General features: G+C 57.3%; 12 protein-coding genes. 11 read left to right on the forward strand and 1 reads right to left on the reverse strand.

The window, feature by feature from the left end:
• Nucleotides 1-21 precede the first annotated feature (21 nt).
• From ansB to lpxK, 9 genes are all read left to right on the forward strand, one after another.
• Nucleotides 22-1068, forward strand: coding sequence for an L-asparaginase 2 (gene ansB / locus FOT55_RS07685; RefSeq protein ID WP_043137688.1), 1047 nt, complete (start codon nt 22-24; stop codon nt 1066-1068).
• 302 nt (nt 1069-1370) lie between these two features.
• Entirely contained in the window at nt 1371-2456 is a 1086-nt protein-coding gene (gene serC / locus FOT55_RS07690) for a 3-phosphoserine/phosphohydroxythreonine transaminase (RefSeq protein ID WP_043137684.1), read from the forward strand.
• Nucleotides 2457-2570: 114 nt separating this feature from the next.
• On the forward strand, nt 2571-3857 hold the full coding sequence (gene aroA / locus FOT55_RS07695) for a 3-phosphoshikimate 1-carboxyvinyltransferase (protein ID WP_043137680.1): 1287 nt from the start codon (nt 2571-2573) through the stop codon (nt 3855-3857).
• A gap of 262 nt (nt 3858-4119) precedes the next feature.
• Entirely contained in the window at nt 4120-4809 is a 690-nt protein-coding gene (gene cmk / locus FOT55_RS07700; RefSeq protein WP_147823329.1) for a (d)CMP kinase, read from the forward strand.
• Between the two features lie 184 nt (nt 4810-4993).
• Nucleotides 4994-6667 (forward strand): 30S ribosomal protein S1, encoded by a 1674-nt coding sequence (rpsA, locus tag FOT55_RS07705; RefSeq protein ID WP_004928267.1) that lies wholly within the window; start codon nt 4994-4996, stop codon nt 6665-6667.
• A 62-nt stretch (nt 6668-6729) separates the two neighbouring features.
• Complete coding sequence (ihfB, locus tag FOT55_RS07710) at nt 6730-7014, forward strand: integration host factor subunit beta (RefSeq protein ID WP_004928264.1); 285 nt, start codon at nt 6730-6732, stop codon at nt 7012-7014.
• A 282-nt stretch (nt 7015-7296) separates the two neighbouring features.
• Nucleotides 7297-9561, forward strand: coding sequence for a ComEC family protein (locus tag FOT55_RS07715; RefSeq protein ID WP_187181935.1), 2265 nt, complete (start codon nt 7297-7299; stop codon nt 9559-9561).
• 35 nt (nt 9562-9596) lie between these two features.
• A complete protein-coding gene (gene msbA, locus FOT55_RS07720) occupies nt 9597-11345 on the forward strand; it encodes a lipid A ABC transporter ATP-binding protein/permease MsbA (RefSeq protein ID WP_025302279.1) in 1749 nt (582 codons plus the stop codon).
• The gene (lpxK, locus tag FOT55_RS07725; protein WP_147823331.1) at nt 11345-12325 is read left to right on the forward strand and encodes a tetraacyldisaccharide 4'-kinase; all 981 of its coding nucleotides are present in this window, start codon (nt 11345-11347) and stop codon (nt 12323-12325) included. The genes msbA and lpxK overlap by 1 nt, the downstream gene beginning before the upstream one ends.
• A gap of 2 nt (nt 12326-12327) precedes the next feature.
• Here lpxK and hglS read toward each other — a convergent pair whose 3' ends face one another.
• On the reverse strand, nt 12328-13734 hold the full coding sequence (gene hglS / locus FOT55_RS07730; protein ID WP_025302281.1) for a 2-oxoadipate dioxygenase/decarboxylase HglS: 1407 nt from the start codon (nt 13732-13734) through the stop codon (nt 12328-12330).
• A 525-nt stretch (nt 13735-14259) separates the two neighbouring features.
• Here hglS and cspE point away from each other — a divergent pair.
• Nucleotides 14260-14469 carry a transcription antiterminator/RNA stability regulator CspE gene (gene cspE, locus FOT55_RS07735; RefSeq protein ID WP_004928244.1) on the forward strand — a complete coding sequence of 70 codons (210 nt, stop codon included), beginning with the start codon at nt 14260-14262 and terminating at the stop codon, nt 14467-14469.
• Nucleotides 14470-14691: 222 nt separating this feature from the next.
• A complete protein-coding gene (locus tag FOT55_RS07740) occupies nt 14692-14913 on the forward strand; it encodes a cold-shock protein (protein ID WP_004928241.1) in 222 nt (73 codons plus the stop codon).
• Nucleotides 14914-14925: the final 12 nt, after the last annotated feature.

Here is a 14925-nt window from a genome sequence, read left to right on the forward strand (position 1 = left end):
TATCTGTCACGGAGAAATCTAATGAAATCAGTGAAACTCAGCGTGTTAACCCTCTTGTTGACCGGCGTCAGCGCCTCGGCGCTGGCGCTGCCCAACATCACCCTGCTGGCGACAGGCGGCACCATCGCCGGTGGCGGCGATTCGGCGACGAAATCTAACTATACCGCGGGCAAGCTGGGTGTCGAGGCGCTGGTCGATGCGGTGCCGGCGCTGAAAGATATCGCCAACGTGCAGGGGGAGCAGGTGGTGAACATCGGCTCGCAGGACATGAACGATCAGGTCTGGCTGACGCTGGTGAAGAAAATTGACGCCGACTGCGGCAAAACCGACGGCTTCGTCATCACCCACGGCACCGATACGCTGGAAGAGACGGCCTATTTCCTCGATCTGACGGTGAAGTGCGACAAGCCGGTGGTGCTTGTCGGGGCGATGCGGCCGGCGACGGCGATGAGCGCCGATGGCCCGTTCAACCTGTATAATGCGGTGGTGACGGCGGCAGATCCGCAATCGGCCAACCGCGGGGTGCTGGTGGCGATGAACGACACCGTGCTGGACGCGCGCGACGTCACCAAGACCAATACCACCGCCGTGCAGACCTTCCAGTCGCCGAACTTTGGCCCGCTCGGGTATATCCACAACGGCAAGGTCGATTACCAGCGCTCACCGCAGCGCAAGCATACCCGTGATACGCCGTTCGACGTCAGCAAGCTGAACGAACTGCCGAAGGTCGGCATCGTCTACAACTACGCCAACGCCTCCGATGCGCCGGTCAAGGCGCTGATCGCCGAAGGGTATCAGGGCATCGTCAGCGCCGGGGTCGGCAACGGCAACCTGTATAAAACGGTGTTCGACACACTGGCGACGGCGGCACACAACGGCGTGGCGGTGGTGCGTTCTTCGCGCGTACCGACCGGCGCCACTACCGAAGATGCGGAAGTGGACGACGCCAAGTACGGCTTCGTGGCCGCCGGCACGCTGAATCCGCAAAAAGCGCGCATTTTGCTGCAGCTCGCGCTGACGCAAGCCAAAGACGCGAAGCAAATCCAGCAGATGTTCAATCAGTACTGATCGTTTTCTCTCCTGCGGGGGCCGACCGGGTTCCCGCAGCCATCTCGGCTGAATACAGCATAAAGCACCGCGTTAACCCGCTGAATTTCCCCATGTCGCAGGGTTTTATCGTCCAAACAATCGCGATGGCCGCAGAGCCTGTCATCACCCGGCGCGACCGTTTGCCGCCGGCGGGCGAATAAGCGTTGCAGCCATGGGGCGTGAGTGATAAAACCGATGGGTTGGTTAACGCGAGCGTTAACTTCGGGCATCTTTTCGACAGGTCGCTTTTCTGCGGCGAACAGTGAATGTGGTGAGGGGAAATGACTCAGGTTTATAATTTTAGCTCTGGCCCGGCGATGCTGCCGGTGGAAGTGTTGCGTCGTGCGGAACAGGAACTGTGCAACTGGCACGGCCTGGGCACGTCAGTGATGGAGATCAGTCACCGCAGCAAAGAATTCATCGCCGTTGCCGAGCAGGCGGAACAGGATCTGCGCGATCTGCTGAAAGTCCCCTCCAACTATAAGGTGCTGTTTTGCCACGGCGGCGCCCGCGCACAATTTGCCGCGCTGCCGCTGAACCTGCTGGGCGACAAGGCCTCCGCCGACTATATCGACGGCGGCTATTGGGCGCACAGCGCCATCAAGGAAGCGGAAAAGTATTGCACCCCGAACGTCATCGACGTGAAAACCCGCATCGACGGCCTGAGCGGCATCAAGCCGATGAAAGAGTGGCAACTCAGCGCCGACGCGGCTTATGTGCACTATTGCCCGAATGAGACCATCGACGGCGTGGCCATCGATGAAACGCCGGACTTCGGCGACAAAGTGGTGATCGGCGATTACTCCTCGACCATCCTGTCCCGCCCGCTCGACGTCAGCCGCTTCGGCGTGATTTACGCCGGCGCGCAGAAAAATATCGGCCCGGCCGGCCTGACGCTGGTGATCGTGCGTGACGATCTGCTGGGCAAGGCGCGCAAAGAAGTGCCGTCGATCCTCGACTACACCGTGCTGGCCGAGAACGATTCGATGTTCAACACCCCGCCGACCTTCGCCTGGTACCTGTCCGGGCTGGTGTTCAAATGGCTGAAAGAGCAGGGCGGCCTGGTGGAGATGCAAAAACGCAATCAGGCCAAGGCCGAGCTGCTGTACGCGACCATCGATAAATCCGACTTCTACCGCAGCCAGGTGGCCATCGCCAACCGCTCGTGGATGAACGTGCCGTTCCAACTGGCCGATGCGGCGCTGGACAAAGTGTTCCTCAGCGAAGCCGAGGCCATCGGCCTGCAGGCGCTGAAAGGCCACCGGGTAGTTGGCGGCATGCGCGCTTCTATTTACAATGCGATGCCGCTGGCCGGCGTGCAGGCGCTGACCGACTTCATGGCCGACTTCGAACGTCGTCACGGTTGATTCCGTCAGCCCGCCAGGCGCGGGCTGGCTCAGGCTGTTGTCCTTTTGCATTAAAGCGGCTCCGGCATTATTCCGGAGCCGTTTCGTTTATCAGAATTGGAGAGTTTTGTTCACATGGTGGATTCCCTGACGTTACAACCGGTCGCCCTGGTCAATGGCACCGTCAACTTACCCGGCTCGAAGAGCGTTTCTAACCGCGCTCTGCTGCTGGCGGCGCTGGCGAAAGGCACGACCCGGCTGACTAACCTGCTGGACAGCGACGACGTGCGTCATATGCTGAACGCGTTGCAGGCGTTGGGTGTAAACTATCAACTTTCCGCCGATCGCACCGTGTGCGAAGTGACCGGCGTGGCCGGGCCGCTGGTGGCCGGCCAGCCGCTGGAACTGTTCCTCGGCAACGCCGGTACGGCGATGCGCCCATTGGCGGCGGCGCTGTGCCTCGGCGAAGGCGACGTGGTGTTGACCGGTGAACCGCGCATGAAAGAGCGCCCGATCGGCCATCTGGTGGACGCGTTGCGCCAGGGCGGGGCGCAGATTGATTATCTCGAGCAGACCGATTACCCGCCGATTCGCCTGCGCGGCGGCTTCCTGGGCGGCGACGTCACCGTTGACGGCAGCGTCTCCAGCCAGTTCCTGACCGCGTTGCTGATGACCGCGCCGCTGGCGCCGCAGGATACGCAGATCCACATCAAGGGCGAGTTGGTTTCCAAGCCGTACATCGACATCACGCTGCATCTGATGCGTACCTTCGGCGTATCGGTGAGCCACGACAACTACCGGGTGTTCCATATCCAGGGGCGCCAGACGTATATCGCGCCGGGCGATTATCTGGTTGAGGGCGACGCTTCTTCCGCCTCCTACTTCCTGGCGGCGGCGGCGATCAAAGGCGGCACCGTGCGCGTGACCGGCATCGGCCGCAAAAGCGTGCAGGGCGACACCAAGTTCGCCGATGTTCTGGAGAAAATGGGCGCGCGCATCACCTGGGGCGACGATTTCATCGAGTGCAGCCGCGGTGAACTGCACGGCATCGACATGGACATGAACCACATTCCGGACGCGGCGATGACTATCGCCACCGCGGCGTTGTTCGCCGAGGGGCCGACCACCATCCGCAATATCTACAACTGGCGGGTGAAGGAGACCGACCGTCTGGCGGCGATGGCCACCGAGCTGCGTAAAGTGGGGGCGGAAGTGGACGAGGGCGAAGACTACATTCACGTCGTGCCGCCGGCCAAACTGCAGTTTGCCGAGATCGGTACCTACAACGATCACCGCATGGCGATGTGCTTCTCGCTGGTGGCGCTGTCGGATACCCCGGTCACCATTCTCGATCCGAAATGCACCGCGAAAACCTTCCCGGATTATTTCGAGCAGTTGGCGCGCATCAGCCAGCCGGCGTAGTAACCCGTCAAATCGTTTATTTTAAGGCCCCTTTGTGGGCCTTTATCGTTTTTAACCTTCGGCGACCGGCGTTTCTTCTATACTTTTTCGCGGTTGTGCGCTTATTTTCAACAACCGGACAGTTCCAGGGTAACAGATTGCCGTAGGGCAGCGTATAATACGCCACCGTATTTGCCCCTGATTGGGCAGGTGGCAGAGCGCACGGGCTTCGAGTCGAAGCGCGCCGTGTCTCTGTGAGGTTTTCTACCTGAAGGAGAGAGAAATGACGGCTACAGCCCCGGTGATAACCGTTGATGGACCAAGTGGCGCAGGTAAAGGCACGCTGTGTAAAGCGTTGGCCGAGTCCCTTGGTTGGCATTTGCTGGATTCCGGCGCGATCTATCGCGTGCTGGCGCTGGCGGCGTTGCATCATCAGGTGGATATCACTTCTGAGGAAGCGCTGGTTCCGCTGGCCGCACATCTCGATGTTCGCTTCGTTGCCCAGGACGGCAAGCTGCAGGTGATTTTGGAAGGTGAGGATGTCAGCAATGAGATCCGCACCGAAACCGTCGGCAACACCGCGTCGCAAGCGGCGGCGTTTCCTCGCGTGCGCGAGGCGTTGCTGCGCCGCCAGCGCGCATTCCGCGAAGCGCCCGGCCTGATTGCCGACGGTCGCGACATGGGCACGGTGGTGTTCCCGGACGCGCCGGTCAAGATTTTCCTCGACGCCAGCTCGGAGGAGCGCGCACACCGCCGCATGCTGCAGTTGCAGGAGAAGGGCTTTAATGTTAACTTTGAACGTCTTTTAGCCGAGATAAAGGAGCGGGACGACCGTGACCGTAATCGGCCTATCGCGCCTCTGGTGCCTGCTTCTGACGCCCTCGTGCTGGATTCTACCAGCATGTCGATCGAAGAAGTGATCCAGCAGGCGTTGACGTATGCACAGAAAGTGTTGGCGTTGCCGCAGCAATAAGCGCGGCGGCGCTATTGGCTTTTTGTCATATTTGTCATAGCGGTATCGCAATATATCGGGTAAAATTTTACCCCTGTAACCTTAAACCCTGTCGGCATGGAGCCAATGGCGGGGTATGTGAAACAACCCCATTCGGCGGGACGCTAAATGGACGTTAAACTAAAGAACCCTGAAGATTAACAACATGACTGAATCTTTCGCTCAACTCTTTGAAGAATCCTTAAAAGAAATCGAAACCCGCCCGGGTTCCATCGTTCGTGGCGTCGTTGTTGCTATTGACAAAGATATCGTACTGGTTGACGCCGGTCTGAAATCTGAGTCTGCCATCCCGGCTGAGCAATTCAAAAACGCCCAGGGCGAGCTGGAAATCCAGGTTGGTGACGAAGTTGACGTTGCTCTGGATGCTGTTGAAGACGGCTTCGGTGAAACCCTGCTGTCCCGTGAGAAAGCTAAGCGTCACGAAGCTTGGATCACGCTGGAAAAAGCCTACGAAGAAGCTGAGACTGTAACCGGTGTTATCAACGGCAAAGTGAAGGGTGGCTTCACCGTCGAGCTGAACGGCATCCGCGCGTTCCTGCCAGGTTCCCTGGTTGACGTGCGTCCGGTACGTGACACTCTGCACCTGGAAGGCAAAGAGCTTGAGTTCAAAGTCATCAAGCTGGATCAGAAGCGCAACAACGTTGTCGTTTCTCGCCGTGCGGTTATCGAATCCGAGAACAGCGCTGAGCGCGATCAACTGCTGGAAAACCTGCAGGAAGGCATGGAAGTCAAAGGTATCGTTAAGAACCTCACTGACTACGGTGCATTCGTTGATCTGGGCGGCGTAGACGGCCTGCTGCACATCACTGACATGGCTTGGAAACGCGTTAAGCACCCAAGCGAAATCGTCAACGTTGGCGATGAAATCACTGTTAAAGTGCTGAAGTTCGACCGCGAGCGTACTCGTGTCTCCCTGGGCCTGAAACAGCTGGGCGAAGATCCATGGGTTGCTATCGCGAAACGTTACCCAGAAGGCACCAAGCTGACTGGTCGTGTAACCAACCTGACTGATTACGGCTGCTTCGTAGAAATCGAAGAAGGCGTTGAAGGTCTGGTACACGTTTCTGAAATGGATTGGACCAACAAAAACATCCATCCGTCCAAAGTTGTTAACGTGGGCGACGTAGTGGAAGTGATGGTTCTGGACATCGATGAAGAACGTCGTCGTATCTCCCTGGGCCTGAAGCAGTGCAAATCCAACCCATGGCAGCAGTTCGCAGAGACCCACAACAAGGGCGACCGCGTTGAAGGTAAAATCAAGTCTATCACTGACTTCGGTATCTTCATCGGCCTGGACGGCGGCATCGACGGCCTGGTTCACCTGTCTGACATCTCCTGGAACGTTGCAGGCGAAGAAGCAGTACGTGAATACAAGAAAGGCGACGAAATCGCTGCGGTTGTTCTGCAAGTTGACGCAGAGCGCGAGCGTATCTCCCTGGGCGTGAAGCAGCTGGCTGAAGACCCGTTCAATAACTACCTGTCTATGAACAAGAAAGGTGCTATTGTTACTGGTAAAGTCACTGCAGTTGACGCCAAAGGTGCTACAGTTGAATTGGCAGGCGGCGTAGAAGGTTACCTGCGTGCATCTGAAGCCTCTCGCGACCGCATTGAAGATGCAACTCTGGTTCTGAACGTAGGTGACGAAGTTGAAGCTAAATTCACCGGCGTTGACCGTAAGAACCGCGTTGTAAGCCTGTCCGTACGTGCTAAGGACGAAGCTGACGAGAAAGACGCCATCGCAACTGTTAACAACAAACAGGAAGAAGGCAACTTCTCTAACGCAATGGCTGAAGCTTTCAAAGCGGCTAAAGGCGAGTAATGACGGGGGGCGGTTTCTGACCGCCCCGATACGGTAGTTTAGCTGCAAAGCTTGGAGGTACTATGACCAAGTCTGAACTTATTGAAAGACTTGCTGGCCAGCAATCTCATATTCCGGCGAAGGCCGTTGAGGATGCAGTGAAAGAGATGCTTGAGCACATGGCCGCTACGCTGGCCGAGGGCGAACGCATTGAGATCCGCGGATTCGGCAGTTTTTCTCTTCACTACCGTGCCCCGCGTGTAGGTCGCAACCCGAAAACCGGTGACAAAGTTGAGCTGGACGGCAAGTACGTTCCTCACTTCAAACCAGGTAAAGAGTTGCGTGACCGCGCCAATATCTATGGCTAGTCGCTGACTGCTCATAGCGTTGTTGCTTGAAAAGAATATAAAACGGTGCCTTTAAGGCGCCGTTTTTTTTCGCCTGCGGTTCTCCCTGCTCCGCTTAGGAATTGCGCACCGCGCCGCATTTACGATGTGGCTCCTGCATAGATCTCTCTTATCCTGCCATGTTCACCGCATCTTCATTAAAGCCCGCTGGCGGTGACATGTCGGCTGAATGATCCTGCTTGCTTGCCATGACGCGCTTTTGCTCATGGCGGAGCCGATGGGAGAAGAGCGATCAAAATTTCGCTGGATCTGGCGATATTCGCCGTTATCTGCGGCATCCTGCCGCTGCTGGTTTTACCGCAGTTGCCTGAGCAATGGCAGCTGTGGCCGATGCTGCTTGTTGCCGGTTTACTGCTGCGCATCCGTTGGCCGTTTTGCCGTTATTTGGCCTGCCTGGGATTGGGGTTCGCGTGGGCGGTTTTCAACGCCGGAAGCCTGATTGGGCAAGTGGAGCGCTTAAGCCGCGGATCGGATGTGACGGCGGTGGTGCAGGTTAGCAGCATCGCGCTGAAGCCCGCCGCCAGTAAACAGGCGCTGATGCGCATCGAGCGGATAGATGGTCATTGGTTGGTACCTGCATTGACGTTTACCACGCTATGGGCCCCTGAGCAGCAGCGCCTGTGCGCCGGGCAGCGTTGGCAATTGAAACTGCGTTTGCGGCCGGTGCATGGCAAACTCAATGAAGGCGGCTTCGACAGCCAACGTTGGGCGATCGCGCAGCGCCAGCCGTTAACTGGCCAGGTCAGGCAGGCTCGTTTGCTGGATGGCGATTGCGGCCTACGCCAGCGCATAATCAGCCATGCGGAAACCAATATCGGCGAGCTGCGTTACAAGGCAGTATTGCTGGCGTTAGCATTTGGGGAGCGAACCGCACTGGAGCAGGCTTTACGCATGCTGATGTTGAAAACCGGCATCGCGCACTTGATGGCAATCTCAGGGTTGCATGTGGCGATGGTCGCCATCTTGTTCTGGGTTACATTGCGTGCGCTGCAGCTTTTTCTTCCTTCTCATCTAATTGGCTATCGCTTTCCGCTGGTCGCGGGCTGGGTGGCGACGCTGATCTATGTCTGGTTGGTAGGCGCCCAGCCGCCGGCGGTGCGCACCGCGTTGGCGATGACGCTTTGGATGCTGCTGCGCTTGCGCGGCGTCCATTGTTCTTCTTGGCAAGTGTGGCTGTGGTGTGTCGGGCTTATTTTACTGTGCGATCCGCTGGCGGTCTTGTCAGACAGTTTCTGGCTGTCGGTACTGGCGGTGGGGTGCCTGATTTTTTGGTTCGAATGGGCACCGCTCGGCGAGCGATTCCGATCGGCCTGGTATTGGGCACCGGTGCGTTGGCTGCATATTCAGCTCGGTATGACGTTGCTGCTGGTGCCGATGCAGGCCGCGTTGTTTCTGGGCCTGACGCTGACCTCGCTGCCGGCCAATTTGTGGGCGGTACCGATTGTCTCATTGGTGACGGTGCCGCTGATTTTGCTGGCGGTGATGTTTGGCTTCTTTCCCTCGTTAAGCTACGGGCTATGGTGGCTGGCGGACTTCACGCTGCAGTGGGTATTTGTACCTCTGAATTACCTGCAACGTGGTTGGGTGGATTTGGGGGCGGCTTCGCTGTTGGCCAGCGCGGCGGGATGGCTCATCGTCGTCTGTTGGCGCTTTCATTGGTGGTGGCGTTATGCGTCGGGACTGGCGACGATAGCGATATGCTGCGTGCTGTGGCGGGAAAAAGAACCGACTTACCGCTGGCGAGTCGATATGCTTGATGTCGGGCACGGTTTGGCGGTGGTCATTGAACAAAACGGTAAGGGAGTACTGTATGATACCGGCGATCGTTGGCCGGGTGGCAGTGCCGCCGAGCGGCATATTTTGCCAATGCTGAACTGGCGGGGTATTGAACTGGAACAGATCATTATCAGCCATGACCACCTCGATCATACCGGTGGGGTGCCTGCTGTGCGGCGGGTGTTTCCACAGGCTATGGTGCGCAGCCCGATGCGCGGGGAGGGGCACTTGCCCTGCGTCGCCGGTGAGCGCTGGCGCTGGCAGGCGTTGCAATTCGAGGTGCTATGGCCGCCGAAAACGCGTAAAAAGCCGGGCAATGACGACTCTTGCGTGATCCGTATCGACGACGGGAAATACAGCCTGTTGCTCACCGGCGATGCGGAAAAAAAAGCGGAGGCGCAGCTGCTCCGGTTACGGCGCGATCGCTTGGCGGCGACGGTGTTGCAGGTGGGGCACCATGGCAGCAGAACCTCCTCCACGCCGCCGTTTCTGCGCGCGATCAATCCTCAGGCGGCATTGGCGTCAGCATCTCGTTACAACAAATGGCGTTTGCCGGCGCGCAAAGTGGTCGCCAGATACCGGGCAAATGGCATTATATGGCGCGATACGACGCGCTCCGGCCAGTTATCGGTACTTTTTTTCGACAATGATTGGCAAATTAAAGGCTTTCGCGAACAATTAATGCCCCGTTGGTACCATCAGCGGTTTGGCGTAGAGGGTGATAATGAGTAAAATAGGCCGCTATTTCTTCCGATGCTGGTATTTGCATGATGAATGATAAAGATCTCTCGACCTGGCAGACATTCCGTCGACTCTGGCCGATGATCACTCCTTTTAAGACCGGGCTGATTGTGGCCGCCATTGCGTTGATTATGAACGCAGCGGGGGACACGCTGATGCTGTCTCTGCTTAAACCGCTATTGGACGATGGGTTTGGAAAAACCGACAGCAGCGTGCTGGTGTGGATGCCGTTGGCCGTCATCGCGCTGATGCTGATGCGCGGCGTAACCAGCTTTGTTTCAAGCTACTGCATTTCCTGGGTTTCCGGCATGGTGGTGATGCAGATGCGCCGCCGCCTGTTTGGCCACATGATGAGAATGCCGGTGGCCTTCTTCGATCAGCAGTCCACCGGGACTTTGCTGTCGCGCATTACCTATGATTCTGAGCAGGTGGCTTCCTCCTCGTCCAGCGCGCTGGTGACCGTGGTGCGTGAAGGGGCTTCGATCATTGGCCTGTTCATCATGATGTTCTACTACAGCTGGCAGCTGTCGGTGATCCTGATCGTGCTGGCGCCGATCGTCTCCATCGCTATTCGCCTGGTCTCCAAGCGTTTCCGCAACATCAGCAAGAACATGCAGAACACGATGGGGCAGGTGACCACCAGCGCCGAACAGATGCTGAAAGGCCATAAAGAAGTGCTGATCTTCGGTGGCCAGCAGGTGGAAACCGAGCGCTTCAACTCGGTCAGCAACCGCATGCGTCAACAGGGCATGAAACTGGTTTCCGCGTCTTCGATTTCCGATCCGATCATTCAGCTGATCGCTTCGCTGGCGCTGGCGTTCGTGCTGTTTGCCGCCAGCTTCCCAAGCGTGATGGCAACCCTGACCGCCGGTACCATTACCGTGGTGTTCTCATCGATGATCGCGCTGATGCGCCCGCTGAAGTCGCTGACCAACGTCAATGCCCAGTTCCAACGCGGGATGGCGGCATGCCAGACGCTGTTCTCCATTTTGGATATGGAACAGGAAAAAGACACCGGCACCCGCGAAGTGAAGCGTGCGAAAGGCGATATCGAATTCCGCAACGTCACTTTCTACTACCCATCCAAGGAAACGCCGGCGCTGCGTGATATCAACCTGAAAATCGCCGAAGGCAAGACCGTCGCCTTGGTGGGCCGTTCCGGTTCGGGTAAATCCACTATCGCCAACCTGTTGACGCGTTTCTACGATATCCAAGAAGGCGAAATCCTGATGGATGGCCACGATTTGCGCGAATATACCCTGGCCTCGCTGCGCAATCAGGTAGCGCTGGTCTCGCAAAACGTACACCTGTTCAACGACACCATCGCCAACAACATTGCCTATGCACGCGAGAGTGAATATAGCCGCGAGCAGATTGAGAAAGCGGCCGAAATGGCGTACGCAATGGACTTCATCAACAAGATGGAGAACGGCCTGGATACGGTGATCGGTGAGAACGGCGTAATGCTGTCCGGCGGCCAACGTCAGCGTATCGCCATCGCGCGTGCGTTGCTGCGCGACTGCCCGATCCTGATCCTGGATGAGGCGACGTCTGCGCTGGATACCGAGTCCGAACGTGCCATCCAGGCTGCGCTGGACGAGTTGCAGAAAGACCGTACTTCGCTGGTGATCGCGCACCGTCTGTCGACGATTGAGAAGGCGGACGAGATCCTGGTGGTGGAAGATGGTCGCATTGTTGAACGCGGCGAACACACCGAGTTGCTTGAACGCCAGGGCGCCTATGCGCAACTGCACCGCATGCAGTTTGGTCAATAATGATTGAGCGCATCTGGTCCGGCGGTTCGCTGCTTTATCTGGCGCTGCTGCCGCTCTCCTGGCTGTATGGCCTGCTCAGTTGGCTGATTCGCCTAAGCTATCGCTGTGGCCTGCGCAAAAGCTGGCGTTCGCCGGTGCCGGTGGTGGTGGTGGGCAATCTCACTGCCGGCGGCAACGGCAAAACGCCGATGGTGATCTGGCTGGTGGAACACCTGCAGCAGCGGGGCTATCGCGTTGGCGTGGTCTCGCGCGGTTACGGCGGCAAGTCGGCGGTCTATCCCCTGGTGCTCAATCAGAGCACCTCGACCCGCGAGGCGGGGGATGAGCCGGTGCTGATTTATCAGCGCACCGGCGCGCCCGTGGCGATCGCGCCCAAGCGAGCTGAGGCGGTGCAGGCCTTGCTGCAACAACAGCCGCTGGATGCGATCATCACCGACGACGGCTTGCAGCACTATGCCTTACAGCGTGACTTCGAGCTGGTGGTCATCGACGGCGTACGCCGTTTCGGCAACGGCTGGTGGTTACCGGCTGGGCCGATGCGCGAGCGCGCCGCGCGGCTTGGCAGCGTCGATGCGCGCGTCGCCAATGGCGGCGTGGCGCAGGCCGGAGAAATTGCTATGCGTCTGCAGGCGCGTGACGCAGTAAACCTGCTAAGCGGTGAACGTCGCCCGGCAGCCGAGCTGCCGCGCGTGGTGGCGATGGCGGGTATCGGCCATCCGCCGCGTTTCTTCGCGACGTTGGAAAAGTTGAGCGTCGAAGTCGTGCAGGAAGTGGCGTTTGCCGATCATCAGGAATATCAGCAGGCGCAGCTGGCGGCGTTGGTTAATGCAGAGCAAACGCTGCTGATGACGGAGAAGGACGCGGTGAAATGCCGCGCCTTTGCCCAGCCTAATTGGTGGTATTTACCGGTTGATGCGGTGCTACCTTCCGCTCAGGCTGAGCAACTGCTGCAGGATATCGAGTCTCTACTGGCTAAGTAACCTCAGGACGCCAGCGTGACAAGCCCCAGGGCTTGCGCGCAGGCTTCCAGCGAACGCTGCTGGGTTTGTTGATACAGCGCCAGCTCGTCGATCACCTCACTACCCAACGCGTGTTCAAACGCTGCCCGGCTTGACGCCGCATTGTACTGTGTATGGCGGCTGTCCCCCAGATTCGATTGGAAAATCCCCGCCGCGCTGACCGGCAGAAAATCTTCATACACCAGTGGCTGGAAGCGAACGTGTTCTTTCTCGATCAGTTGCTCCAGGGTGCTGTGCTTATCCAGTGATTCTTTGGCCGCCAGGCCGCACTCGGTCGGGAAATAGCGGAACCAGGCCAGCTGTTGCTCGCGCAGCGTGGCGTAATCATCCGGAAACGCCCGGAAGTTTTCTTCCAGCAACTGATAATAGCGTTCGGCATTTTTCTCGCTCGGCGGCGCCTGCAGCGCATCGTTGGTGGCCTTCAGCAGACGGTCGTAGAGTTCGCGTCCTTTCGTCGTCAGCGCCACACCGCGCTGTTCGATCTCGCCGAACCGCGCGGTATGATGACCGGCGACGACGCGGCCGTCGCGCTCAACGAAATCGACGCGTTCTTCCAACGCCTTGAAGCTGGTCTGGCGCAGCAGGATCGCGCGACGGCGGCGCGGCGGGCCCTCGATGACCGCTTTGGGCGTAATACCGCGGGCGGGCATCGCCTGTTGAACGCGATCGATATCCAGCGTGCGCGGTGTCAGATGATTGATATGCGGCCCTTTAAACGCCACCACGTCGGCGATCAGTCGATGCTGATCGTGTAGCTGCCGGTATTCTTCTGCGCTGACCGTCGCCTGGTTGTGCCAGCGGAAGGTTTCCAGCGCTTGTTCGACAAATTCTTGCGCCTGTACTTCATTTAGCCCGCCTTGCGCTTCCTGCAACGCGATCAGTTCCAACGCGCGATCGGTAAAGATACGGCGGCGCGCCAGCAAGCGCTCAGCCAGCTCACGCAGCGCGGGATCTTCTATCAGCTCCAGGCGAAGCAAGGAGGTAAATACGCGGAACGGACTGACCTGCAGCGCGTCTTCGTGTACGGCGCGAAAGGCGGTCGAGTGCACGGGAACGCCCGCCACAGACAGATCATAGTAACCGACCGGCGCCATGCCCATCACCCGGAACAGACGGCGCAGGGTGGCCAGTTCGCCAGCAGTGCCGACCCGGATCGCGCCGTGGCGCTCCATCGCAAGGCGTTCGATCTCGCCGGTGATTTGCAGTTGATGAGCCAGTGCGGCATCTTCGCGCAGAACCTGTCGGTTGGTTTCCGCCACCAGCTCCAGCAGATCGCCGTACAGTGGTACCTCCTTTTGGTACATGTCCGACATCGCGTGAGAGAATCTGGCGCGGATTTCATTAGGTGAAACGAACTGCTGGGCGGTCATGCGCATAGCTCCTTGATTCAGCATAATCTGAAAAATCGTGTTTTTAGCGGCAAAAGTGCTGGCGAAAAAGCCGTCTGCCTTGTTTTCCCCTCAAGTTTAGCCATCTGATTTGGGATTTGTTATAGACGTGGCAAGCATATTAGAGTTTTATGCGTTAGCTCTCATTTGCAGCGCACGGACGGACAAATGATGCCCCGGTGAGCAGAGGAACGCGGTGGATCGGCCGCGGCGAGCGTTAAATTAAGTCATGCATATTCAGGGGGATAAAAATAAATTCGGCGTATTTATGAATTTAATGCAATAAACCCCTTGTGCATCCACCATTTTTATGAGTAAATGCAAGTCGGCCTGTAATCCAGACCTATTTATGTTCGAGTTTAGAGTTAAGCAGTTCCTCCAAAAACGTTATCATCCGATTCCGCTTCAAAGACGAACCTTCTAAGTACCTCCCATAAGTAATGTTTCTGACATGGCCACAATTGCCTCTTATGGCAGGTTTTGTAAATATATTTAAAGGTAAAAGTAATGTCTAAGAAGACGGGTCAAGTTAAGTGGTTCAACGAAAGCAAAGGTTTTGGTTTCATTGAGCAGCACGATGGCGGCAAAGATGTATTCGTACACTTCTCCGCTATCATGACCGACGGTTTCAAGACCCTGGCTGAAGGCCAGCGCGTCGAGTACACCATTCAGGACAGCCCGCGCGGGCCGGCTGCCGCTAACGTAGTTGCTCTGTAAGAAGACAGGGAACGCGTATAAGAGATCTTAATACAACCATGGTGATGCCTCAGCGCTGAATCATGCGGAAGATATTAAGTTCAACAAGCCCGCCTTCGTGCGGGTTTTTTAATTTTTTGCTCACGAGAGGTTTGTTACGAAAAACTTTAGGATGGGCTGGTAGCGTCCAGACAATATAAAAAATGACGTTGTCAAGGATGCTCAAGTAAAAGGATATAAGTTATGTTTAAAAATACTGTGTTAAAAATGGGCCGTGTGAAATGGTTTAATCAGGCCGAAGGCTATGGTTTTATTTCACCGGTAGATGGCAGCGACGAAATCTATGTCAATCGCAACGCTATCGCCAACACCAAAAATAAGTCGTTGAACGAAGGTCAGAACGTTGAGTTCTCGATCTATCGCAGCTCGCATGGGCTGTCCGCGGCAGACGTTATCGCGTTCTGATCGCACCCACCT

The sequence above is a fragment of the Serratia bockelmannii genome (assembly GCF_008011855.1).
Classification (GTDB): Bacteria; Pseudomonadota; Gammaproteobacteria; order Enterobacterales; family Enterobacteriaceae; genus Serratia; species Serratia bockelmannii.